Below are 25,993 nucleotides of genomic sequence, written 5' to 3' on the forward strand. Positions count from 1 at the left end.
TTTATTACAATTGTAGTAAAGACTTTTTTTTTGACCAATTTTGAATTGTGGCTCAATTAGATGAAAATCATCATCAATAATTCCGTTTTTATAACCCATAAAATACTATAAATTGTTTTATAAATTTGTATAAATGTTAATATTTTGAATGTACATCAAACTTATTTACAAAAAAAGGATTTGAAAATAGGTCATTTATAAAAAACAAATAAATTTTGGTGCGTTTGTAATTTATTAAAAATAAATGACTATATTTCAAAATTCAAAAAAACTATAAAACTAAAACTAAAAATTATTGATGGAAATATTTCATATAAGTGCAGAGTGTTATCCTGTAGCAAAAGTAGGTGGATTGGCCGATGTTGTTGGGGCATTGCCCAAATATCAGTCGCTTGCGGGCCATCAAGTGCGGGTTGTAATGCCCTATTATGATACCAAATTTAAGCATGAAAATGCTTTAGAATGTGTGCATTGGGGTGATGTAAAATTAGGACATTTTAATTTTAAATTCAATGTTTTTAAAGAAATTTCAAACAAATTAGGTTATGAATTGTACTTAATTGACATTCCAGATTTGTTGGATAGACCACAAGTATATGGCTATGAAGACGATATTGAACGTTTTGTAGCTTTTCAAGTGGCTACTTTAGATTGGATTAATGGCCGACATGAAATACCAGACTTTATTAACTGTCATGACCATCATACGGGTTTGATTCCATTTATGTTATCGTTTTGTTATAAATATGAAAAAATCAAACACGTTGCAACAGTAATAACCATTCATAATGGATTGTATCAAGGCCAGTTTGGTTTTGAAAAATTATTTTATTTGCCTGATTTCGATTTGGCATTTGTCAATATTTTAGAGTGGGATCATTGTATCAATTCGTTGGCAGTAGCTGTAAAATGTGCCCATGCGGTAACCACAGTTTCTCCTAATTATTTGAATGAAATAAATCATTTTGCAAATGGATTGGAATCCTTATTCAACCAAGTGCGATACAAGTCCAAAGGGATTTTAAATGGAATTGATGTAGTGGTTTGGAATCCTGAAACGGATGAATCAATAGAAACGCAGTATAGTTTGAAAACTGTAGGTAAAGGAAAACAACTTAATAAAGAAAAGTTGTGTGCACAGTTTAATTTAGACCCATCTAAACCATTATTCTCTTTTATAGGAAGACTTTTTGATGAAAAAGGGGGCGATTTATTGCCATTAGCTGCTGCAACTGCACTTTCTATGTATCATAAAGACATAAATATACTAATTTTAGGTTCTGGAAATATAAAAATAGAAAATGATTTGAATCATTTATTACATAATTTTACGGGTAATTATAATACATTTATAGGATACAACGAACAATTAGCACATTTGATGTATGCGGGTTCTGATTTTTTAATGATGCCTTCGAGGGTAGAACCTTGTGGACTAAATCAAATGTATGCTTTAAGGTATGGCTGTATTCCAATAGTAAGAAGAACAGGTGGTTTAAGTGATACTGTGATAGATTTTGGCGACAATGGAAATGGTATTTGCCATAATCAGGCAAGTGTAGAAGATATTGTTTACTCTATAGGAAGGGCCTTAACATTATTTAATGATAAAGAAAATTATTATAAAATTGTACAAAGAGCAATGCAAACAAACCATTCGTGGGAAAGAGTTTGTCAAGAATATTTGGATTTATATAGAGAAGTAATCGGCCAATTAAAATCAAGTTAAAAGTTTCAATTTAATTTTATTGAAAAGACATATAATTATTTTTTAATTAAATTTTTATAAAAAAATAATACAATATCCAACAAAGAATTTACAACTAAATATAAAATTTTACGCACATGAAACCAAAAAAGAAAAATGTAATTGCCATTATTTTAGGAGGAGGGCAAGGATCTAGGTTATATCCACTGACAGAATCAAGATCAAAACCGGCAGTACCTATTGGAGGAAAATACCGATTGGTAGATATTCCTATATCAAATTGTATGAATTCAGATATATATAAAATGTTTGTTTTAACACAATTTAATTCAGCATCATTAAACGCACATATAAAAAATACTTATAATTTTAGTATATTTAGTCAGTCTTTTGTAGATATATTAGCAGCAGAACAAACGCCTGATAACCCAACATGGTTTCAAGGTACAGCTGATGCGGTAAGACAATGTATGCCACACTTTTTAAATCATGATTTTGATTATGCTTTAATTCTTTCGGGCGATCAATTGTATCAAATGGATTTTAATGAAATGCTAGAGGAACACATCAAAAATGAAGCCGATATTTCGATTGCAACGTTGCCTGTTAATGAAAAGGATGCTCCTGAATTTGGAATATTAAAAACAAATTCCGATTCGTTAATTGAAAGTTTTATTGAAAAACCCGCCAAAGAATTGCTAAAAGATTGGACATCTGATGTAAGTGAAGATATGAAGAGTCAGGGCAAACATTATTTAGCATCTATGGGAATTTACATCTTTAATCGTCAATTGCTTAAAGATTTGATGGCAAATCCAGATACTAAGGATTTTGGTAAAGAAATTATCCCTCAGGCAGTTGGTCAAAAGAAAATTTTAAGTTATCAATATGAAGGCTATTGGACTGATATTGGAAATATTGACTCCTTTTTTGAAGCCAATATAGGCTTGACAGACGACATACCACAGTTTAACTTATTTGACAATCATAATAAAATATATACAAGACCACGTTTGTTACCGCCTTCAAAATTTAAAAACACTTTAATTAATAAATCATTAATTTCTGAAGGTTGTATTTTAAACGCAAAAGAAATTTCTCATTCTGTAATAGGGATTCGTTCCAGAATAGGGGAGGGCACTGTTATACAGAATAGTTATATAATGGGTAATGATTTTTATCAAAATATAGATGATATGAATCATGAATTAAGTGAAAGTAAATTATTAATTGGAATAGGTGAAAATTGTTTTATAAATAATACAATAGTTGATAAAGATTGTAGAATTGGCAACAATGTATATATTAGTGGAGGACAACATTTAGAAAATGTCAATACCGATTTATATTCTATAAAAGATGGTATTGTAGTTGTAAAAAAAGGAGCAAACATTCCTAATAATTTTGAAATAAAATAAACTAAAAAAAATTATAATTATGAATAAAGTTTTAGCTCATTCTTTATTTTCGGATTTCGATATTTCTTTATTCAAAGCAGGAAAACATTTTAAGCTTTACGAAAAATTGGGTGCCCATCTGATTACAATTGATGGAATACAAGGTGTATATTTTTCGGTTTGGGCACCATCGGCAAAAGCAGTACATGTAGTAGGCGATTTTAATTATTGGAACAACCAAGAACATCCTTTAAACGTCCGATGGGACGAATCAGGTATATGGGAAGGATTTATTCCTGGTATAAATAAAGGAGCATTATACAAGTACAGTATTTTATCTGATATAAATAATGTTGTTACAGAAAAAGCAGATCCTTTTGGGTTTTATTGTGAACATCCTCCTAAAACTGCTTCAGTAGTTTGGGATTTAAATTATAATTGGAAAGACACGAATTGGATTCAAAACAGAAAAGAACATAACGCTTTAGACAAACCATTTGCAGTATATGAAGTACATTTGGGTTCGTGGAGAAGGCACACACACGACAATAGTTTTTTAAGTTATACAGAATTAGCCGTAGAATTGGTAAATTATGTAAAAGAAACAGGATTTACTCACGTAGAATTTATGCCAATTATGGAATATCCTTATGATCCATCGTGGGGGTATCAATTAGTTGGCTATTTTGCACCCACATCGCGATTTGGAAACCCACAGGAATTCATGTTTCTTGTAGATCAACTACATCAAGCGGGTATTGGTGTAATTTTAGATTGGGTTCCTTCTCATTTTCCAGATGATGCCCATGGTTTGGGCTATTTTGATGGGTCCAACTTGTATGAACATCCAGATAGGCGAAAAGGATACCATCCTGATTGGAAAAGTTTAGTTTTTAATTATGGACGCAATGAAGTAAGAGCATTTTTAATCAGTAATGCTTTATTTTGGTTGCAGCATTATCATGCAGACGGGCTTAGAGTAGATGCGGTAGCCTCTATGTTGTATTTGGATTATTCCAGAAAAGATGGAGAATGGGAACCTAATATTTATGGAGGAAGGGAAAACTTAGATACTATTAGTTTTTTAAAAGAATTTAATGAAGCTGTATATCTCAATTTTCCTGATACTCAAACTATTGCAGAGGAAAGCACTTCGTTTCCCATGGTTTCAAAACCAACATTTGTAGGTGGATTGGGATTTGGAATGAAATGGATGATGGGCTGGATGCACGATACTTTACAATATTTTCAGAGAGATAGTATTTATCGTAAATACCATCAGGATGAACTCAGTTTTTCTATGACTTATTGTTTTACAGAAAATTTTATGTTGCCGTTGTCTCATGATGAAGTAGTATATGGTAAACAATCTATTTTTGAAAAAATGGTAGGAGATGAATGGCAAAAGTTTGCAAATTTACGACTTTTGTATGGCTATATGTATGCACATCCAGGAGCCAAGTTATTGTTTATGGGGTCTGAATTTGGACAAAGTTCTGAATGGCAATTCGATCAAAGTCTTGATTGGCATTTGCTCCAATTTAGGTCGCATAATGGCATCAAACAATGGATAACCGATTTGAACCAATGTTATAAATCGCAACCAGCACTATATGAAAATCAATTTGACCCCGCAGGTTTTGAATGGATCAATTATAGTGATCATCAAAATGCTGTATTTTCATTTATAAGAAAAGGAAAAGATATTCGTAATGATTTGATAGTAATTTGTAATTTTACACCCGTTGTTAGAGAAAATTATGTAATAGGCATTCCGCAAAATGGAAAATTAATAGAAATCATGAACAGTGATAACTTACAATATGGTGGAAGTGGTGTTGTAAATTTTGATCCTATTCAAATAGTTAATACCAGTCGTGATGGTAAACCATTTTCAGCGGCTCTTACTTTGCCACCACTTGGTATTGTTGTTTGTAAAATACAAAATGAAGTATAAATAGTATATAAATAATATCTTTCAATTTTGTCAGATAATTTTTATTTATATAGTTTTATTATTATGTAATTAACATATTTTCAGTATGTATTTTAGTATTTGTAAGTGATAATTTCCAAATTAATTCAATTTTCAGGATTTCAAAACTAGATTTTTATTACAGATCCATTTATGTAACTATAATTTTGAAAAAAACATTATATTTGCATCGAAAACAAAATTACAACATGAGTACAGATACCTCAAAAAGATACAATCAAAGAGGCGTTTCGGCATCAAAAGAAGATGTACATAATGCCATAAAAAATATAGATAAAGGATTATTTCCTAAAGCTTTTTGTAAAATAGTTCCAGATTATTTAACAAATGATTCAGAATATTGTTTGGTAATGCATGCTGATGGAGCCGGAACAAAATCTGCTTTGGCCTATTTGTATTGGAAAGAAACTGGAGATATTGCTGTATGGAAAGGTATTGCTCAAGATGCTTTGATAATGAATATTGATGATTTGATTTGCGTTGGAGCAACAGACAATATCATGTTGTCCTCTACTATTGGTAGAAATAAAAACCTGATTCCTGCCGAAGTTATTTCAGCTATAATCAATGGAACCGAAGCGTTGATAGCAGAGTTAAATACTCATGGAGTAACTATTCATTCTACAGGTGGTGAAACTGCAGATGTAGGAGATTTAGTACGTACTATTATTGTTGATTCTACTGTAGTAGCACGCATGAAAAGAAGCCAAGTGATTGATAATAAGAATATTAAATCAGGAGATGTGATTGTAGGTTTGGCCTCATTTGGACAAGCAAATTACGAAAAAAATTACAATGGAGGAATGGGTAGTAATGGATTGACATCTGCTCGACATGATGTTTTTTCTAAATATTTGGCTACAAAGTATCCTGAAAGTTTTGATGCTCTTGTTCCTGATGAATTAGTGTATTCAGGACAAATTTCATTGACGGATTCAATTGAAAATTCGCCTATTAATGCGGGGCAATTGGTTTTATCACCAACAAGAACTTATGCCCCAATTATTAAAAAAATCTTAGAAAAATATACCCCAAACGACATTCATGGAATGGTACATTGTAGTGGTGGAGCTCAAACTAAAATTTTGCATTTCATTGAAAATCTGCATATTATAAAAGACAATTTATTTCCTGTACCTCCACTTTTCAAATTAATACAAGAACAATCTAAAACAGATTGGAAGGAGATGTATCAAGTTTTCAATTGCGGCCATAGAATGGAATTGTATGTGCCAGAGCATTTGGCAAACGATATTATTGCTATATCAAAATCTTTTGGAGTTGATGCTCAAATTGTTGGTAAGGTTTCTGAATATTCAGGTACAAAACTTACAATTAGTAGTGAATATGGGGTGTTTGAATATTAATTTTGAAATTTAATCATTATGTACGAGTTGGTTTTTTGGCAATATCAGGAAGGAATTTACTTAAATCATCAATTGGTGTATGAATCATTGGCAGAAGGAAATGCAGTTGATGGGTTAGAAAACTTACAGATAGATATTATTCTTAATAGAATTAATAATATTTTTAAGGATTGGGAAAAAATTGATGATGATAGCTGGAAAAACCCAAAAGGTAATGGAGCATTTCAAATAAAAACAACTTTGCAAGCTGTGTTTATTGATTGTTATGGTACTGAAGGCAAAATAATGGATAAATTGGTTGCTATATTAGAAGAATATCATGTAGTATTGTATGACCCTCAAATACCGATTCGATACGATGAGTGGAATGAATAATGATTAAATTAAATATTTTGGAAGATTATATTGTACTTGAAAATGAATTTGTTTTATTAAGACCATTAGAAATTTCAGATGTTGGACATTTATTGGAATTTTCAATAAATGAACCAGAAATTTGGCAGTTTGGATGGGTTACTGCAGCTGGAAAAAGCAATTTAGAACGTTACATCACATTGGCATTAGCTGCAAAAGAAAATAATACAGAATATCCATTTATTGTTTTTGACAAAAAACAACAAAAATATGCAGGATGCACCCGATTTTATGACATCAATTTGCCTTTTAAAACCTTGCAATTAGGCTATACGTGGTACGGAAAAGCATTTCAAGGTACGGGATTAAATAAAAATTGTAAATATTTATTATTAGAATATGCCTTTGAACATTTGCATGTAGAGAGAGTAGAATTTAGAGCCGACAATAGAAATGCTAAAAGTATTGCAGCCATGAAAAGCATTGGCTGTGTAGTAGAAGGCTTGTTTCGAAGTCATACTCCAACACTCGAAGGCGGAAGAAGAGACAGTATCATTTTGAGTATTTTAAAATCAGAATGGCTTGGTGAAGTTAAGCAAAAACTTAAATTAAAAATTAATTGAAATAGTTTAAATCAAAATGAATAGCATCTCAAAATTGTTTGGTATAGAATATCCTATTATTCAAGGAGGAATGATTTGGAATAGCGGTTATAAACTTGCCAGTGCTGTTAGTGAAGCGGGAGGTTTGGGGCTTATTGGAGCTGGCAGTATGTATCCTGATGTTTTGAGAAGCCATATTCAAAAATGTAAGAAAAACACAAGCAAACCCTTTGGAGTCAATGTACCCATGCTGTATCCAAATATTGAGGAGATTATGAATATTATTGTGGAAGAAGGAGTAAAAATTGTTTTTACTTCAGCTGGGAATCCTAAAACGTGGACCTCTTTTTTGAAAGAAAAAGGTATAACTGTTGTTCATGTTGTAAGTAGCACCAAATTTGCTTTAAAGGCACAAGAAGCAGGTGTAGATGCTGTGGTGGCTGAAGGTTTTGAGGCTGGCGGCCACAATGGAAGGGAGGAAACTACTACATTTACATTGATACCAATGGTGAAAAAAGTTTTGCAAATTCCATTAATAGCTGCGGGCGGTATAGCTACCGGTAAAGGCATGTTGGCAGCCATGGTTTTGGGTGCCGATGGTGTTCAAATGGGAACCCGTTTTATAGCTTCGATTGAAAGTTCGGCTCACGATGCTTTCAAACAAGTGGTTGTAGAGGCAAACGAAGGAGATACATTATTGACTCTTAAGGAGTTAGCCCCCGTGAGGTTGGTTAAAAATAAATTTTTTAACGATTTACAAAATGTATATGCACAACCACATACTAAAGAAGATTTAGAAAAATTGTTGGGTAAAAGACGTGCAAAAAAAGGAATGTTTGAAGGAGATTTAATTGAAGGCGAACTTGAAATTGGCCAAATTTCAGGTTTGATAGATGATGTTTTGCCTGTTGCAATTATTATTGAAAATATGATAAATGAATTTAAAATTGCAAAATCTAATTTAACACAATTAAATTTTTAAATTTAAATTTTATGAAAATTAATTTAAAATTAAGTATAATACTAATATTTATGTTTGCTTTTTTTCAAAAATCAAATGCACAAGTTTATACTTATAAAACAACTAATGTTTCGGTAGCCGAAAAAAAGAAAGATGGTTTATGGGAAAAATGGTCAAAAGCGGTTGATGCGGCATTAATTGTAAAATTAGATTTGAATAAAAATAGAATTGTTGTGTATTCTTCTATCATTCAATTGTATGAAATTGTAGAATATTTAGAGGTTAAAAGTAATAAATTTGAAGAAAATGCTTCGTTTGTGTGTACAAATCAAGATGGAGAGCAATGTATCGTTTCCATCATTACTCGAAAAGACCAATACAATCGAAAACAATTGTACATAACTTATAACGAAAGTATGTTGAATTATAATATGGTAGCTATACCATAAAAATTTATTTTATCATTAAAACTATTTATCAAGTATTTTATTTTGAAATAATTACTTGCATAGCATATTCGTAAGTGTCTAAGTCAGTAAATGTAATTTTATTTTTATTTACATAATTAAAATAATTGTAAATTCTTTCAGTTGTAAATCTTTGCGACCAAAAGCCTTCTTTTGTTGCAGTAAATGAATCTTTATGTGTTGTAATAACATGCATTCCCATTTTTAAATATGCTTTTTCCTGTTTTAATCTTGTGTTTTGATTGTCTTTATAACATGCTCCCAACACAATTGCTCCATTGGGTTGCAATATTTGATAAGCTGCTTTAAAAATTGTATCAAAAGTTGGATTCATACTCAAATCTAATACAGCTTCATGGGTAGAATAATCTTCAAAAGAAAAATTTTCTGGATAAAAATTTCCAGCTGTAAACCAAGTTGTAATGATTAAATCATATTTTCCATGCCATTGGCTTAAATTTTTGGCATCAAACCAATATGCCTTTGCTTTGTCATGAATTTGTAGTGCTTCCAAAACTTTATTTGAAAGTTCTACACAAGCCATGGCATTGTCGGTACCATCATATTGGGCAATTTTACTCCAAATTTCATCAATTCCAGATAAATGTTTTGGAATTCTGGCATTGCCAATACCTAAATCTAAAATAGTGATGGGACTTCCTTTTTGAATATAAAGTTTAGTAATTATTTTTTTTAATTCAATAAATTCAGCCCATTTTGCTTGAATCAAATCTTCGGTCAAATAGTCCTTATCAAAAGATTTTTCAAACGTATTTTGGTTATCATACATGGTCATAACTTAAAATTTTTATTCAAAATTAACATAATTTTAATATTAAACATCATATAGATGGTAATAATTATTTTAAAATGAATAAATTTGCCAAATATTAATTGCTAGATATTTGAAAAGACAAAATTTTACAGTAAATATCTTACAGTAAATGTAATTATTTGACAAATATATGTAAATGAAAATTTTGGATTTAATAGGAATGTATAATCATTATTTATTAAATAAGTATAAATTTTTAAAATAAAATTCAATTTTATATTAAATCGACATAAAAGTATGAAAAAAATCATTGGATTATTGAGTATAGGAATAGCCATGCAATTGACTGCACAAAATCGGCCAAAATTAGTTGTTGGTGTAGTTATAGATCAGATGAAACCTGAATATTTAACTAGGTTTTCAAATGATTTTTCTGAAGAGGGTTTTAAGCGTTTGCAACGAGAAGGCTATCAATTTCAAAATGTACATTACAATTATATGCCAACTTATACTGCTCCCGGACATGCTTCTATCTATACGGGTACAACACCTTCCGTTCATGGTATTGTAGGTAATGAATGGTTTAATAGAACAAAAGGCAAGCAAATGTATTGTACTGATGATGATAATGTAAAACTTGTTGGTGACGGAAAAGACAAAGAAGGAGCCATGTCGCCAAGAAATCTTTTAGCAACAACGATTACAGATGAACTTAAATTAGCAACTAATTTTGAAGGAAAAGTAATTGGTGTAAGTATAAAAGATAGAGGTGCCATTTTGCCAGCGGGTCATTTTGCAAATGGGGCTTACTGGTATAGTAATACGGGTTCTTTTATATCGAGTACCTATTATGGCGATAAATTACCAGAATGGGTAACTACATTTAATTCTGAAAAAAATTACTTACCTTATATTGAAAAAGGCTGGGATTTATTAAAGCCTATACAAAATTATACAGAAAGTTTAGCAGACGATAATCCTTATGAAGAAGGGCTTTATAAAAAGGAATTACCTGTTTTTCCTTATGATTTGAAAGCTATGTATGGTAAAAATGATGCGGGTGTTATTCGTTCAACTCCTTATGGTAATGATTTATTGACTTCGTTTGCTATGAGAGCTATTGAAAAAGAACAACTAGGTAAGGATAATATTACAGATTTTATCGCAATAAGTTTTTCTTCTACAGATTATGTGGGGCATGCTTATGGGCCAAGAGCAATGGAATTACAAGACACGTATATGAGAATGGATCAAAACATTGCAGACTTACTTAATTATTTAGATAAATTTATAGGTAAAAATGACTATTTATTATTTGTTACAGCTGACCATGCAGGGGCTGAAAATGCAAACTTTTTGAAAGACCATCAATATCAAGTTAAAAATGTCAAACCTAAAAAAATAGTTGAAGACTTGAAGCAGTTTTCGTTAGCTACTTTTGGCGTTGATTTGGTGCAAAATTATTCTAATTTTAATTTGTTTTTGGACAAAGAAGTAATCAAGCAAAAAGGTTTAGATGTAACAATTGTCAAACAAAATTTTAAAAATTATTTGATGACTCAAGAGCAAGTTAAACGAGTATATACAGAAGAGGAAATTCTAAATCCAAATCAAGCTGATTATTATTTGAATTTTATTTTCAAAGGATTTGACCCTACTCAAAATGGGGATTTAGTAGTATTAGACAAACCTGGATATATAGAATACCACGAAAAAGGCACCTCTCATGGCACTCCTTATGCTTATGATACACATGTTCCATTGATTTTTTATGGTTGGAACATACCCAAAGGAGCTACTTCTGATAGAAAAATAATTACACAAATTGCACCTACAATTGCCCAAAAAATTGGAATTTCTTTCCCAAATGGAACGGAGGCTCAGGTGTTATTAGAGGTTTTAAATAAATAAAATGTCGTTAATCAGAAAAAAAAATATACGGGACATCAAATCAAAAGCCAACACAGGATTTGGAAACCAAGCTTCTGAATTTGAAAATCGTTTTATTAATAAAAATGGCAATGCAAATGTTATCAAATCAGGAATTTCCTTTTTAGATTCAATCAGTTGGTACCATTTAATGCTTACAGTTTCAAAAAGGAACTTCATTTTTGCATTATTAATGGGGTTTATATTGATAAATACTATTTTTGCAAGTTTATATTATTTTATAGGAATTGAACATTTAAATGGTATCAACAAAACCTCAAGCCAATTGGAACAATTGGCCCAAGCTTATTTTTTTAGTGCTCAAACTTTTACAACAGTGGGCTATGGACACATTAGCCCTACAGGTTTTTTAACCAGTATGTTGGCTGCACTAGAAGCCCTGATTGGTTTATTATCATTTGCATTAGCAACGGGTTTATTTTATGGCCGATTTAGTAAACCAAAGGCTTTCATATTGTTTTCTCAGCATGCCATTATTGCACCTTATAAATCTGGTAAAGCCTTGATGGTTAGGCTAGTACCATTTAAAAATATTAGTTTGATAGATGCCGAAGTACAAATTACGGCTGGTATTATTATTGAAGAAAATAATACCAGAGTTAATAAATTTTTTACATTAGATTTGGAAATGAATCAAATAGCATCCTTAAATTTAAACTGGACTTTGGTTCACGAAATTACGGAACAAAGTCCATTTTATGGTTTTAGTCAAGAAGATTTTGCACAAACAAAAGGCGAAATCATTGTATATTTCAAAGCTTTTGACGATATGTATAGTAATACCGTTTCTATAAAAACTTCATATATTTTTGAAGAAATTATTTACGATGCTAAATTTGAAAAGATGTATTATAATACACCTAAAGGTATAATTTTAGAAATAGATAAATTAAACCAAATTACTAAATTATAAGTTAAGTTTTACGTTATAATTTTTTAATATTTCTACTTGATTTTCACTTTTATAGTGTTCTTTTTCCTCGTGTAATGATTTTTCTTTTTTTAGAGCAATCATTTTTAAACAATTAAAAAAACGTCTTATATCATTTTCATTACTCAAAATAAGCCCTGGCACTTTTTCACTAGTGCCATTTTTATTTTTGGCAACCATTGTAAAATAAGAGGAATTACAATGTTTGACTTTGCCAGTTTGAATGTTTTCTGACTCTACACGAATCCCAACTATCATCGAGCTTTTTCCCACATAATTGACACTGGCTTTCATTGTAACCAATTCGCCAACCTCTATCGGGTTTAAAAAATCTACGGTATCCACGGATGCCGTAACACAATAATGTCCAGAAAATTTTGATGCCGAGGCAAAAGCAATTTGGTCTAAAAGCGACAGGATATATCCTCCATGTATTTTGCCTGAAAAATTGGTATGCGAGGGCAACATCAATTCGGATATTGTTACTTTAGAATCGCTTACTTTTTTAAATATTTCGGTCATTTTACTTCATTTTGAAAGGAGAAACGTCTTTTTTTACTTCAGTTATAAAATATTTACTATCTCCCCACCAAGGAAAAGTTTTGTATTTTTCTACATAAGTTACTTTTACATATTGTCCTTCATAACTTTTTAAACTGTCAATTACTTCAGGTTTATTGTCTAAAACAGAAAATGCAAAAATTTGTGCCCCTGAAATACCTTGACTAATTTCTCCCTCCCAAGTTTTGAAAACCATCCCTTTGTGGCTAAATTTTATCAATTCGCCCGATCGTACTCCTTCGCTATATGAAGCATAATAAAATATTGAAAAATAACCTGCTACTAATAACAGGGCAATAATTGTTGATATTCCTAAAATTTTTCTCATATTGATTAATTTAATTGTTTATATTTGATTCTTGAATTAGATTTTCTGACATAGATTTTTTGGCTTTTGCTCCTAATGTTTTTAATTTTTCTACACTATATACTAAATTGCCATTTCCCGAGACCAGTTTATTCATTGCGGCCTCATAATCAGCTTTGCTTTCGTCTATTTTTTTGCCTAGTTTTAATAAATCAGCAACAAACCCTTCAAATTTGTCATATAAATTTCCAGCTTGGCGGGCTATTTCTAGTGCATATTTTTGTTGTTTTTGATTGGCCCAAAGGCTATCAATAGTTCGCAATGTGGCCAACAATGTTGATGGGGTAACGATAACAATGTTTTGCTCAAATGCTTTGTTATACAAATGGGCATCTTCTTGTAGGGCTAATGCAAATGCTGGCTCCAAAGGTATAAAAAGTAAAACAAAATCGGGACTTTCTATTTGATATAATTCTTGATAATTTTTTGTTCCTAATTGTTCAATGTGTTTTTTTATTGATGATAAATGTTCTTTTAAATAATTGTTTTTCAGCGATTTATCTTCTTCATTGACGTATTTTTCATAAGCAGTTAATGAAACTTTAGAATCTATAATCATTTTTTTGCGGTCGGGCAGGCAAACCACTACGTCTGGAAAAACTTTTTTGCCATTGCTGTTTGTATGACATTGTTGAATATAATATTCACTATCTTTTTGTAATCCTGATTTTTCTAATACCCGTTCTAATACCAATTCCCCCCAATTCCCCTGTATTTTGCTATCACCTTTTAAGGCCTTAGTCAAATTGACTGTTTCCAAACTCATTTTTTCGTGTGTAGCATGCAATTGGTTGATTTGCTCACGCAAAGTTGCATGATAATCAATACTTTGTTGATGGGTGTCTTGAATTTTTTTTTCAAAAAGCAATATTTTTTCTTGTAATGGAAACAAGATGTTTGCTATATTTATTTTGTTAAACTCTGTAAATTTATTCGATTTTTCTTCTAAAATTTTATTGGCTAAATTTTCAAATTGTACCACAAATTTTTCTTGCATGGCATTAATTTCTTGTTTTTGCTCTTGATGTCTTTCTAGCAAATAATCAAAATCTATTTCTTTTACCGTCAATTCTGTTTGAATAGCTTCTTTTTCCTGTCTTATATTTTCTTTTTCAGCAAGTGCTTTTTCAATTTGGAAATTCCATTGTTTTTTTTCATCATCAAACGCACTTTTTTGAGCTACATTAAATTCTTTCAATTCTTCTATTTTTGATAAAAGATGTTGGTTTTCAAAAGTATATCTATTGGTAAAAATAAATTTACCTAAAAACAAACCTAATATAAAAAGGACAAAACCGATAACTATAAAAATTGTTTGTTCCATTTATTAAATAATTAATGTAATTAAATATATATTAATTTAAATATTTTATGTATTATTTTTAAAAATTAAGTTATAATTCTGCTTTTTTTTATTCAAATTTGATAAATATTAGTAACTATAAATTTTTAGAATCAATAGCATCATCAATAAATAATCAAAATAGGAATTGAATCAGGCCAATTAAAATGCAAAAATAGGTTTTAATTCAGAATAAAAAAAGCCTCAAAATATTATTTTGAGGCTTTTTTGAAAAGATCAGTTTTATTATTTTGTAAATAATAACTCTCTGTATTTAGTCAAAGTCCAACTTTCGTTATCAACTAAAAGTTCTAATTTATCGCAGTGTTCTCTGATTATTTCAAAATATGGTTTTACTTTATTACAATAAGATTCAGCCATTTCTTGGGCATCTGTCAAAATGTTTGCCTCTTTTCTAGCATCAATCATTTCTTCAACTTTTGAATTAATACCTTCAATGTGTTCAGAAATTTCTTTGATAATTAAAATTTGTTCTTTTGCAATAGTTTCAAATTCTTTGCCAAAAATATCTTTCAAACCTTTTACGTTATCAATCAAAGTATTTTGATATTTGATAGCAGTTGGTATTACGTGGTTTCTTGCTATATCGCCAAGAACACGTCCTTCAATTTGGATTTTTTTAGTATATTCTTCCAATTCAATTTCGTAACGGGCTTCCACTTCTACATGATTCATGATGCCTAATGTAGCAAACAAATCCAAAGCTTGTTTAGATGCTCTAGCTTTCAAAGCTTCTGGTGTAGTTTTAAAGTTGCTCAAACCTCTTTTTGCTGCTTCTTGTTCCCAAGCATCGCTATATCCATCGCCTTCAAAAAGAATTTTCTTAGAAACTTTGATGTATTCTCTTAACGTATTGAAAATAGCGTCATCTTTTTTCATGCCTTTTTCTTCAATTAAAGCATCAACTTCAAGTTTAAAATCTCTTAATTGTTTGGCAACAATTGCATTTAAAGTTGTCATGGCATTAGCACAGTTTGCAGAAGACCCAACGGCTCTAAATTCAAATTTATTTCCAGTAAATGCAAATGGCGAAGTTCTATTTCTGTCGGTATTGTCTAATAATACATCTGGAATTTTACCAACAACATTTAATTTTAAATCAGTTTTTTCTTCAGGAGATAATTTTCCTGATGTAACACCTTCTAATTCTGCCAATACTTTTGTTAATTGCTCTCCAATAAATACCGAAATGATAGCAGGTGGTGCTTCGTTGGCTCCTAAACGGTGGTCGTTACTAGCAGTTGCAATAGAGGCTCTTAATAAAGCTTCATTATCGTTTACGGCTTTGATTGTATTGATAAAGAAAGTCAAAAACTGTAAGTTACTCATTGGAGTTTTACTTGGACTCAACAGGTTTACTCCAGTATCAGTAGCCAACGACCAGTTGTTGTGTTTTCCAGATCCATTAACACCTTTGAAAGGTTTTTCGTGTAATAATACTTTAAAATCGTGTCTTTCGGCTACTTTTTGCATCACATCCATCAACAAACAGTTATGATCTACTGCTAGGTTGGTTTCTTCAAAAATGGGTGCCAACTCAAATTGGTTTGGAGCCACCTCGTTATGACGTGTTTTTACAGGAATACCCAATAACATACACTCTTGCTCCAAATCACGCATATAAGTCAAAGCTCTTGTAGGAATAGACCCAAAATAATGATCGTCTAATTGTTGTCCTTTTGCAGAGGTATGTCCTAATAAGGTTCTACCTGTCATCATCAAATCAGGACGTGAATTGGCTAAAGATTTGTCCACCAAGAAATATTCTTGTTCCCAACCTAAAGTGGCAGTTACTTTTTTAACATTTTTATCAAAATATTTACAAACTTCTGTTGCTGCTTCGTCCATTACTGATAATGCTCTTAACAATGGAATTTTATTGTCCAAAGCTTCTCCTGTATATGAAATAAATACTGTTGGAATACAAAGTGTTGTTCCAAATATAAATGCTGGAGAGGTTGGATCCCAAGCGGTATAACCTCTTGCCTCAAATGTATTACGAATTCCTCCGTTTGGAAAACTAGAAGCATCTGGCTCTTGTTGTACCAATTGAGCTCCTCCAAATTTTTCTACTGGATCGCTACCATCATAAGATGTTTCAAAAAAAGCATCATGTTTCTCTGCGGTAGTACCTGTCAAAGGCTGAAACCAGTGGGTATAGTGGGTAACTCCTTTTGATAAGGCCCATTCTTTCATACCCATAGCAATATAATCTGCTAATTTTCTATCTATTTTTGTCCCGTGCTGAATGGCACCTTTTACTCCTTTATAAGCATCAGAGGTTAAAAATTGCCTCATTGCTTTGTCATTAAATACATTCGACCCAAAAATGTTTGATTTTCTGTCGATTTCTTCAAATTTTACTGGTTTTCTGTTTGATGCTTCTTTTAAAGCTTGGAAACGAAATGTTGACATAAATTATTATTTAATTAGATTAAACCCCTATGAATTTGCTGCAAATATATTAAATATTTGATATACAATGCACCATACCTCTAAAAAAAATAGGGTAGAGCGTTAAAATTGTCAAATTCTTAAATTTTTTTACTTATAATTTGAACTTCTTATTTTTTTTTGATTTTTTTTAAAATCTTATATTTTTTTTATCATAATTTCTTTATTAGATATTTTTTTTAAGTCTTTTTATCGATTTATTTGCTTTTTTCGCAATATTTAATTGTTTTTAGTGTTCCTTTTTTAATTTTGTTTTTCAATAATATATTAACATTTTCTATTTTTTATTTGTCAAACTTCATTCTGGTTATTTTTACATGCTTTTTTTGATTATTTTTGCATTTCAAATTGGATATATTATATGTGTGGAATCGTAGGGATTATTTCTAATAATGTTGCCCCCTTATTAGAAAAAGCAACTCAATCAATAGCTCACAGGGGTCCTGATGATTTTGGTTTTTTTTATCATGATCAGCTGGGTTTTGGTCAAAGACGTTTGGCAATTCAAGATTTGTCCGAAAATGGACATCAACCCATGATAAGTCATTGTGGTAATTTTGTACTCATTTTTAATGGTGAAATTTATAATCACTTAGAAGTTAGAAAATCATTAGAAAATAAGTATTGTTTTAAATCTCATTCAGATACTGAAACTTTACTTTATGGTTTTATAGAATATGGTAAGGATATTTTAAATCAATTAAATGGTATTTTTGCTTTTGCTATTTTCAATAAACAAACAAAAGAAGTTTTTATTGCCCGAGATCAATTTGGTGTAAAACCTTTATATTATTATGCAGATGAACATTTATTTTGGTTTAGTTCTGAAATAAAATCATTATTACCTTTACAATTTAACAAAGAAATTAGTATTCCATCGTTAGAAAACTATCTTACTTTTTTATACTCACCTGCAGAACAAACCCCTTTTAAGCATGTTTTAAAACTCTTGCCTGGACATTATATGACTTTCAAATGGGATGAATATGCTCGTTTTAAAATTCAAAAATATTATGATATTCCATTTGATAATGTAAGAAGTTTGAAAACCGAACAAGAACTTATCGACGAATTGGAGCAAAGACTTACAAAAGCTATTGAAAGACAAATGTTGGCAGATGTTCCTGTTGGTTTTTTCCTTTCGGGCGGGCTAGATTCAAGCGGAATTGTGGCTATTGCCAAAAAATTGTATCCAAACCGTGCTTTTAATTGTTATACCATCAAAACCAATGATGGTCAAGACATGGAAGAAGGTTTTGCAAATGACTTAGACTACGCTCGAAAAGTAGCTAAACACCTCGACGTCCATTTGATAGAAGTTGAATCGACAGTTGATATTGTGAAAGATTTTGATCAAATGATTTATCATTTAGATGAGCCACAGGCCGATCCTGCTCCTTTGAGTGTGTTGCAAATTTGTACTCAAGCCAGAAAAGACGGACAAATAGTATTGTTGGGTGGTACTGCTGGAGACGATTTATTTTCTGGTTATCGACGCCATCAAGCCTTACGAATTGAAAAATATTTGGTTTACTGTCCATTATTTTTTAGAAAATTGGTGCAAAAAATTATTAACAAACTCCCAGCAAACAAACCCCTTTTTAGACGTACTAGAAAACTAACAGCCAATATTCATTTGTCGCAACAAGACCGTTTAGTGGGCTATTTTTCTTGGTTAAACAAAGATATTATAGATACATTATTTGCAAAAAAATACCAATTAGAAGCTAAAAATTATCAACCACTTCAAATATTGAAAAATTATTTAAAAAATATTGAAATTGAAAAAGATATTTTAAATAAAATGCTGTATTTAGAAATGAAATTTTTCTTGGTAGATCATAATTTGAATTATACCGACAAAATGAGTATGGCAACTGGAGTGGAAGTTCGTGTCCCATTTTTAGATAAAGAATTGGTTGAATTTAGCACTCAAATTCCTACAAATTTAAAATTGAAAGGAATGACAACCAAATATATTTTGAAAAAAGTTATGGAAAAATACCTGCCACACGAGGTTATTTATCGACCAAAATCGGGTTTTGGAGCTCCAGTAAGACAGTGGATTACTCAGGATATGGACCAAACGATTCAAGCATATTTATCAAAAAGCAACGTTGAAAAGCGGGGTATTTTTGATTATGATAAAATACAAGAACTTATTGAGGATAATAAATCTGGAAAAATTGATGCGTCGTACACTGTTTGGTGCTTGCTTTCAATAGAAAGTTGGATGAGACAATTTGCTGATAACTAAAAAAATACATTTAAAATGCTTCAAATCATACAATCGTTCAAAACGGGCGAAACTATTTTAGAAACCATTCCTGCACCTCAGGTAAAAAAAGGGCATGTTTTAATCAAAACAACACGAAGTTTGGTGTCGTTAGGTACTGAAAGAATGTTGGTTGAATTTGGAAAATCAAACCTTATTTCAAAAGCCCGTCAGCAGCCCGACAAGGTAAAACAAGTATTGGACAAAATTAAAACAGAAGGGCTTATGCCCACTTTAGAGGCTGTTTTTAATAAGCTAGGGCAACCATTGCCATTAGGATATTGTAATGTAGGTAAAGTAATAGCAGTAGGGGAGGGAGTGTCTGAATTTAACATAGGGGATAGGGTAGCCTCAAATGGTGCCCATGCCGAATATGTGTGTATTCCAAGTAACTTAGTAGCCCCAATTCCGGCAAATGTTTCAGACGACGAAGCTACTTTTACTGTTATAGGATCTATTGGTTTACAAGGCATTAGGTTGCTCAATCCTACTTTGGGCGAAACAGTGGTGGTGATTGGAATGGGACTCATTGGGCTTCTAACGGCACAACTTTTGATTGCAAACGGTTGTAAGGTAATAGGAGTTGATTTAGATCAAGACAAACTGAATCTTTCCAAACAATGGGGTGTTATTCCTTTTAACCCTCGAACCGATGGCGATATAGTAAAGTTCGTACAATCTCAAACTAATAATATTGGCTCAGACGGCGTGATTATTACGGCATCTGCAAAAAATAACGACATTATTAGTCAAGCAGCTCAAATGTCGAGAAAAAGAGGCAAAATTGTTTTGGTGGGCGTTATCGGTTTGGATATTAGTAGGGCAGAATTTTATGAGAAAGAGCTTACTTTTCAAGTTTCTTGTTCGTATGGTCCTGGTCGATATGACGAAAACTATGAACAACGTGGTCAGGATTATCCTTTGGCATTTGTTCGTTGGACAGAAAAACGCAATTTTGATGCTATTTTGCAAACGATTGCTTCGGGCAAACTAAAGGTTGCCGAAATGATTACCGAAATTGTCCCTTTAGACAATTACCAACAAATATATGGAGCGATTGGTCAAAGCAAGTCGATAGCTTCTATTTTGAAATATAACGATAATAATACTGACACACCATCTAATTTTGTTAAAGTTAATTCGGTTAATTTTAAGCAAAGTAAAGGAAATATTGGAGTAATTGGAGCTGGAAATTTTACAAAAATGACGATGATGCCCATTTTGAAAAAAACACCAGCTACCCTCAAATACATTGCTAGTGCTGGTGGGGTTTCTGGAACTTCGCTGGCACAAAAATATGGTTTTGAGTATTCAACTACAAATTACAACGATATTTTGCAAGATGATTTGGTCGATTTGGTAATGATTACAACACGTCATAACAATCACGCCCAATTGGTTATGGCTTGTTTGCAACATCAAAAAAACGTTTTTGTAGAAAAACCATTGGCAATAGATGCCCAACAATTAGATGCTTTATGGAATCTATATGAGCAATCAAACTTTCAAAATACGATAACTGTAGGTTTTAATAGACGGTTTTCGCCACATGCCACCAAGATAAAAAAAGTGTTGGGAACAGCACCAATGAATATCATAGCAACTATGAATGCGGGTGCCATTCCAGCCAATGTTTGGGTGCATGATATGCTAGTAGGAGGGGGGCGAATTATTGGCGAAGCCTGCCATTTTATGGATTTGATTACATACTTTACGGGTAGCAAAATCAAAGCCGTTTGTATGAATGCGATGGGAGTTAATCCTGCAGAAAACACCGATAATGCCTCTATATTATTGAAATACGAAAACGGATCTACGGGGGTTATCAATTATTTTGCCAATGGATCAAAAGCCTATTCAAAAGAAAGAATAGAAATATATTCTCAAGAACGTACTGCAATTATAGATAATTTTCGAAAAACAGAAGTGTATGGCTTTAAAGGGTTACAATCTTTTTCGACCAAATTGGATAAAGGACATAAAGCCCAGTTTGAGGCCTTAATCCATCAAGTGCAACATGGCGGAAGTCCCATAATTCCATTTGATGAGATATTGAACACTACAAAAGCCAGTTTTGCGGCTATAGAAAGTTTAAAATCAGGCAGTTGGATAGCAGTTAAGTAATGTTTTTTGTCAAAAGCTAATGGTAGTTCAAGTGTTGTTTTTTTAATTTGCGTTAGGGATTGCAGTGGAAATCCTTTTTTGTTTTTTCTTTAAAAACAAAAAAGATTGAAACGAAAAGCCCGACCCCTTGTGGGTAACGCCCAATTGCTGGTTTTGAAACGGAAGTTATTTTGAAAGAGGAAAAATATTTGAAAAAAAACATTATTTTATTAGTTACATTTGTTGTAACTAAAACGGGTATTTGCTAACTAATGGATTAGCAATGTCAAAAAAACAGCAATTTTATGGAAACATTAATCAAAATAAGTAATATTAAACGAGATTTCGTTCTTGGTAATGAAATAGTGTATGTGTTAAAGGGGGTGAATCTTGAAATTAAAAAAGGAGAGTATGTTGCCCTCATGGGACCTTCAGGATCGGGGAAATCGACTTTGATGAATATTTTAGGTTGCTTGGATACGCCTACGTCTGGCACTTATATTTTGAATGGAAAAGATGTGAGCCAGATGCATGATGATCAATTGGCGGAAATTAGGAATAAAGAAATTGGATTTGTTTTTCAGACGTTTAATTTATTGCCTCGGACAACGGCTTTAGACAACGTGGCGTTGCCTATGGTTTATGCTGGATTTTCGAAGAGCGAACGCAATATTAGGGCTACCGAAGTGTTGAAGCAAGTCAATTTGGCCGATAGAATGGATCACCAGCCTAATCAACTTTCTGGAGGGCAACGGCAACGTGTTGCTGTGGCTAGAGCCTTGGTAAATAAACCTTCTATTATTTTGGCTGATGAGCCAACAGGGAATTTGGATAGTAAAACTTCTGTAGAAATAATGAAACTTTTTGGCGATATTCATCAACTAGGGAACACGGTTATTTTGGTAACTCACGAGGAAGATATTGCTGCTTATGCCCATCGAATCATTCGACTTCGAGATGGTATTATTGAAAGTGATACAGTTAATACCCATTTAGTTGTTGGAAAAGAGTAGTTTATGTAAAGCTTGGAGGGTAAGCTTTTATTAGATAAGTGTTATAAATATGTATAAAAAAAACAGCTTAATAAAAATATATTTATAGGCTGTTTTTTTTATTGTTTATAAGCTATTTCAATAGGTTAGCTTTTTTTGATGAGTTGCATTTTGTAGTTATAATAAATTATCTTTTTATTGAATTTAAAATATTATTATTTAGAATATTTTTTATATAATATAAAACCTAATAGGCTTAATACGATTAAAGACCAAAATTGGATAATAAAAGTTATCATATCTTCTATAAGGTACCATCCAAATTGTAGGCCATCTACAATTTTGAGTCCAAAACCTTGTCGAAACATTTTTTCGGAAGGTTTAATGTCTTTTTTGATGCTTTCGTTTTGATATAATTGTAAGGAAAGTGTGCTAAAATCAACTTTGTCTTTTAATGAAAGGTTGTCTAATTTTTTTTCGTCGTTTTCTTGTTTTTTGGTTTCTAAATCCTCTTCTGCATTAGATATTTCAGTTACTTTTTTGCCTTTAGTGTCGATGGCATTTTCTAATCTAGTTGCATGAGCATTTTTTCTGACTTGTGCTAATTGATTGGCTAAAATTTGTAATGAAACATCATCGGCCTTGATTTGTCTGGAATCTAAAAAATCAATTTCTTTGGCAATAATTTTGATGACCGTATCTAATTTTGTGTTTGGTACTCTAATAGTCATGTCGTTCAAAACAGTGTATTTGGTAATTTCGAGAATTGAATCTTGAGCAATTTTTACTTCAGATTTTTCTATTATTTGACTGTTTAAATCGGTAAAAGTAACAAAACCTCCAAATTTACTAACTGCATTTTCTATAGCATAAGTAGATTTTGCAACATTTTTGGTTTTAAATTTTATATCGGCCGTGCGAATAATTTTTCGTCCATCATCTTTTTGAACGGCAGCTGATGAGGATACTGCTTTTGCATCTACTTCCGATGCAGTAGTTTCTGGTGCTTCTGCTTGTTTACAAGCAACAATTGTAGTGGCCAAAATGAGGCCAGCATAACCCAAATGATTCCAATTTTTCATATATATAAAATTTATTTGTTTACACTATTGATAGGTTTTATAATAATCTTAAATTTCATAATAAAATAATTTTAAAAATTTATTTATTTTTATTAATTATTTATTAGTTTAAATATTCAATATGTTATTTTTAAATAGTAATTTTATATCAATTTTTGCAATATTAGAAGTTATGAAATAAGTAGTATAAAAATCATGCCAAACTTTTAAAATATATCATTGTTATCAAAAAAAAATGTATTTTTGAATGCAATTCCTAAAAAATTAAAATCTTTGAGAACGATTATTTTTAAAGAACTAACAGATCCAGAAAGTTTCAAAATCCAATTATTGCATTGGACACAGCCCTATAGAGAAATTTTATTTCTTGATAGCAACGTGCAGTTTAATAATAGAAATCAATATTCAAAATTTGATTATCTTGCTGCATGTGAAGCATTTACATCAATAAAAACAGATTTTTATAATGCTTTTGATGATTTGCAACAATATCAAAGCAATATTAAAGATTGGATTTTTGGATATATAAGCTATGATTTGAAGAATGATGTGGAAGTATTATTTTCGAAAAATGCAGACCACATATATTTTGATGATTTATTTTTTTTTCAACCCAAAAAAATATTTATAGTTAAAGGAAATTCCTTAGAAATGCAGTATTTAAAATTTTGTGAAGACGAAATGGAGTCGGATTTTAATGAAATTATAGCTTCAAAACCTTCAATGCATATTTCAAAAGATACCATAAAAGTACAACAACGTTTAGATCCAATTTTGTATGAAGAAATAATACAAAAAATACTAAAAGAAATTCAAAAAGGTAATATTTATGAAGCGAATTTTTGTATGGAATTTTATGCAAATCAAAAAATAAATCCATTAGAAAAATATATTAACCTAGATAAAATATCAAAAGCACCGTTTGCGGCATATTTTAAAAACCATCAAAAGTTTATCATGTGTGCATCTCCTGAAAGGTACTTACAAAAAACGGGGCAAACGGTAATATCGCAGCCAATAAAAGGAACTTCCAAGCGGTTTGCAAATGAACAAGACGACGAACAAAGCAAGCATAATCTTGAATCAAATCAAAAAGAACGATCAGAAAATATCATGATTGTAGATTTAGTTAGAAATGATTTATCTAAAATTGCTACAAAAGGATCTGTTCATGTAGAGGAATTTTGTAAAATATATACATTTAAACAAGTTCATCAAATGATTTCGACTATAAAATCCTGTGCCAAAACGGATTATACATCAGTTGAAGTGATTAAAAATACTTTTCCGATGGGTAGTATGACCGGTGCCCCAAAAATAGCTTCGATGCATATAATTGAAGCATTAGAAGTTACAAAAAGAGGGGTTTATAGTGGTTGTATGGGCTATTTTACTCCAAGTGGTGATTTTGATTTTAATGTAATTATTAGAAGTATTTTGTATAATGCAGATAATCAATATATTTCTTTTCATGTAGGTAGTGCAATAACAGCAAATGCAATTCCAAAACACGAATATGAGGAATGCCTCTTAAAGGCAAAAGCGCTGTTAGAAGTATTGGAGTAACTACTATGTAATTTCAAAATAAAAGCCGTGTAATTTCAAAATAGAAGTTATGTAATTTCAAAATATAAGTTGTGTAATTTCAAAATAGAAGTTATGTAATTTCAAAATATAAGTTATGTAATTTCAAAATAGAAGTTATGTAATTTCAAAATAGAAGTTGTGTAATTTCAAAATAAAGGTCGTGTAATTTCAAAATAGAAGTTGTGTAATTTCAAAATAGAAGTTGTGTAATTTCAAAATAGAAGTTGTGTAATTTCAAAATAGAAGTCGTGTAATTTCAAAATAGAAGTCGTGTAATTTCAAAATAGAAGTCGTGTAATTTCAAAATAGAAGTCGTGTAATTTCAAAATAAAATTTGTGTAATTTCAAAATAAAATTCGTATAATTTCAAAATAGAAGTCGTGTAATTTCAAAACAGAAGTTGTGTATTTTCAAAATAGAAGTTGTGTAATTTCAAAATAGAGTTCGTGTAATTTCAAAATAGAAGTCGTGTAATTTCAAAATAGAAGTTATGTAATTTCAAAATAGAAGTCGTGTAATTTCAAAATAAAATTTGTGTAATTTAAAAATAGAAGTCGTGTAATTTCAAAATAGAAGTTATGTAATTTCAAAATAAAATTTGTGTAATTTCAAAATAAAATTCGTGTAATTTCAAAATAGAAGTTGTGTAATTTCAAAATAGAAGTTGTGTAATTTCAAAATAGAAGTTATGTAATTTCAAA

At 31.0% G+C, this 25,993-nt stretch carries 20 protein-coding genes; 14 read left to right on the plus strand and 6 right to left on the minus strand.

Features of this window, described 5'->3' with window-relative positions; all coding sequences use genetic code 11:
• Positions 1-298: 298 nt before the first annotated feature.
• The 8 genes from FBFL15_RS07175 to FBFL15_RS07210 all read left to right on the plus strand — a co-directional run bounded on the left by FBFL15_RS07175 (position 299) and on the right by FBFL15_RS07210 (position 8,834).
• Positions 299-1,729 carry a glycogen synthase gene (locus tag FBFL15_RS07175; protein ID WP_014083953.1) on the plus strand — a complete coding sequence of 477 codons (1,431 nt, stop codon included), beginning with the start codon at positions 299-301 and terminating at the stop codon, positions 1,727-1,729.
• A gap of 116 nt (positions 1,730-1,845) precedes the next feature.
• Positions 1,846-3,126, plus strand: coding sequence for a glucose-1-phosphate adenylyltransferase (locus FBFL15_RS07180; RefSeq protein ID WP_014083954.1), 1,281 nt, complete (start codon positions 1,846-1,848; stop codon positions 3,124-3,126).
• Positions 3,127-3,145: 19 nt separating this feature from the next.
• Positions 3,146-5,062, plus strand: coding sequence for a 1,4-alpha-glucan branching protein GlgB (gene glgB, locus FBFL15_RS07185; protein WP_014083955.1), 1,917 nt, complete (start codon positions 3,146-3,148; stop codon positions 5,060-5,062).
• 227 nt (positions 5,063-5,289) lie between these two features.
• A complete protein-coding gene (locus tag FBFL15_RS07190) occupies positions 5,290-6,468 on the plus strand; it encodes an AIR synthase related protein (protein WP_014083956.1) in 1,179 nt (392 codons plus the stop codon).
• Between the two features lie 18 nt (positions 6,469-6,486).
• Positions 6,487-6,843 (plus strand): hypothetical protein, encoded by a 357-nt coding sequence (locus FBFL15_RS07195; RefSeq protein ID WP_014083957.1) that lies wholly within the window; start codon positions 6,487-6,489, stop codon positions 6,841-6,843.
• Positions 6,843-7,445, plus strand: coding sequence for a GNAT family N-acetyltransferase (locus FBFL15_RS07200; protein ID WP_014083958.1), 603 nt, complete (start codon positions 6,843-6,845; stop codon positions 7,443-7,445). Before FBFL15_RS07195 ends, FBFL15_RS07200 begins: the two co-directional genes overlap by 1 nt.
• Positions 7,446-7,461: 16 nt before the next feature.
• Positions 7,462-8,406: an NAD(P)H-dependent flavin oxidoreductase gene (locus FBFL15_RS07205; RefSeq protein ID WP_014083959.1), complete on the plus strand. Its 945-nt coding sequence runs from the start codon at positions 7,462-7,464 to the stop codon at positions 8,404-8,406.
• A gap of 11 nt (positions 8,407-8,417) precedes the next feature.
• Entirely contained in the window at positions 8,418-8,834 is a 417-nt protein-coding gene (locus FBFL15_RS07210; RefSeq protein WP_014083960.1) for a hypothetical protein, read from the plus strand.
• A 37-nt stretch (positions 8,835-8,871) separates the two neighbouring features.
• Here FBFL15_RS07210 and FBFL15_RS07215 read toward each other — a convergent pair whose 3' ends face one another.
• The gene (locus tag FBFL15_RS07215) at positions 8,872-9,648 is read right to left on the minus strand and encodes a hypothetical protein (RefSeq protein WP_014083961.1); all 777 of its coding nucleotides are present in this window, start codon (positions 9,646-9,648) and stop codon (positions 8,872-8,874) included.
• Between the two features lie 276 nt (positions 9,649-9,924).
• On the opposite strand from FBFL15_RS07215, the gene pafA reads away from it, so the two are divergent.
• Positions 9,925-11,538 carry an alkaline phosphatase PafA gene (gene pafA, locus FBFL15_RS07220; RefSeq protein WP_014083962.1) on the plus strand — a complete coding sequence of 538 codons (1,614 nt, stop codon included), beginning with the start codon at positions 9,925-9,927 and terminating at the stop codon, positions 11,536-11,538.
• 1 nt (position 11,539) lies between these two features.
• The gene (locus tag FBFL15_RS07225; protein WP_014083963.1) at positions 11,540-12,490 is read left to right on the plus strand and encodes an ion channel; all 951 of its coding nucleotides are present in this window, start codon (positions 11,540-11,542) and stop codon (positions 12,488-12,490) included.
• Here the strand turns inward: FBFL15_RS07225 and FBFL15_RS07230 are convergent.
• The 4 genes from FBFL15_RS07230 to FBFL15_RS07245 all read right to left on the minus strand — a co-directional run bounded on the left by FBFL15_RS07230 (position 12,485) and on the right by FBFL15_RS07245 (position 17,214).
• Positions 12,485-13,030: an acyl-CoA thioesterase gene (locus FBFL15_RS07230; protein WP_044032207.1), complete on the minus strand. Its 546-nt coding sequence runs from the start codon at positions 13,028-13,030 to the stop codon at positions 12,485-12,487. The two genes, FBFL15_RS07225 and FBFL15_RS07230, sit on opposite strands and share 6 nt — an antisense overlap.
• 1 nt (position 13,031) lies before the next feature.
• On the minus strand, positions 13,032-13,397 hold the full coding sequence (locus FBFL15_RS07235) for a hypothetical protein (protein WP_014083964.1): 366 nt from the start codon (positions 13,395-13,397) through the stop codon (positions 13,032-13,034).
• A gap of 10 nt (positions 13,398-13,407) precedes the next feature.
• A complete protein-coding gene (locus FBFL15_RS07240; protein WP_014083965.1) occupies positions 13,408-14,760 on the minus strand; it encodes a DNA recombination protein RmuC in 1,353 nt (450 codons plus the stop codon).
• 264 nt (positions 14,761-15,024) lie between these two features.
• The gene (locus FBFL15_RS07245) at positions 15,025-17,214 is read right to left on the minus strand and encodes a glutamine synthetase III family protein (RefSeq protein ID WP_014083966.1); all 2,190 of its coding nucleotides are present in this window, start codon (positions 17,212-17,214) and stop codon (positions 15,025-15,027) included.
• 400 nt (positions 17,215-17,614) lie between these two features.
• On the opposite strand from FBFL15_RS07245, the gene asnB reads away from it, so the two are divergent.
• The 3 genes from asnB (at position 17,615) to FBFL15_RS07260 (ending at position 22,644) form a co-directional block, all read left to right on the plus strand.
• Positions 17,615-19,510, plus strand: coding sequence for an asparagine synthase (glutamine-hydrolyzing) (gene asnB / locus FBFL15_RS07250; protein ID WP_014083967.1), 1,896 nt, complete (start codon positions 17,615-17,617; stop codon positions 19,508-19,510).
• Positions 19,511-19,525: 15 nt separating this feature from the next.
• Positions 19,526-21,652, plus strand: coding sequence for a bi-domain-containing oxidoreductase (locus FBFL15_RS07255; RefSeq protein WP_014083968.1), 2,127 nt, complete (start codon positions 19,526-19,528; stop codon positions 21,650-21,652).
• A gap of 284 nt (positions 21,653-21,936) precedes the next feature.
• Positions 21,937-22,644, plus strand: a complete 708-nt coding sequence (locus FBFL15_RS07260; protein ID WP_014083969.1) for an ABC transporter ATP-binding protein — start codon at positions 21,937-21,939, stop codon at positions 22,642-22,644.
• Between the two features lie 194 nt (positions 22,645-22,838).
• Here FBFL15_RS07260 and FBFL15_RS07265 read toward each other — a convergent pair whose 3' ends face one another.
• The gene (locus FBFL15_RS07265; protein ID WP_014083970.1) at positions 22,839-23,705 is read right to left on the minus strand and encodes a DUF4349 domain-containing protein; all 867 of its coding nucleotides are present in this window, start codon (positions 23,703-23,705) and stop codon (positions 22,839-22,841) included.
• Positions 23,706-23,978: 273 nt separating this feature from the next.
• Here FBFL15_RS07265 and FBFL15_RS07270 point away from each other — a divergent pair, with 273 nt between their 5' ends.
• Positions 23,979-25,271, plus strand: a complete 1,293-nt coding sequence (locus FBFL15_RS07270; protein WP_044032486.1) for an anthranilate synthase component I family protein — start codon at positions 23,979-23,981, stop codon at positions 25,269-25,271.
• Positions 25,272-25,993 lie beyond the last annotated feature (722 nt).

The sequence above is a fragment of the Flavobacterium branchiophilum FL-15 genome (assembly GCF_000253275.1).
Lineage (GTDB): Bacteria > Bacteroidota > Bacteroidia > Flavobacteriales > Flavobacteriaceae > Flavobacterium > Flavobacterium branchiophilum.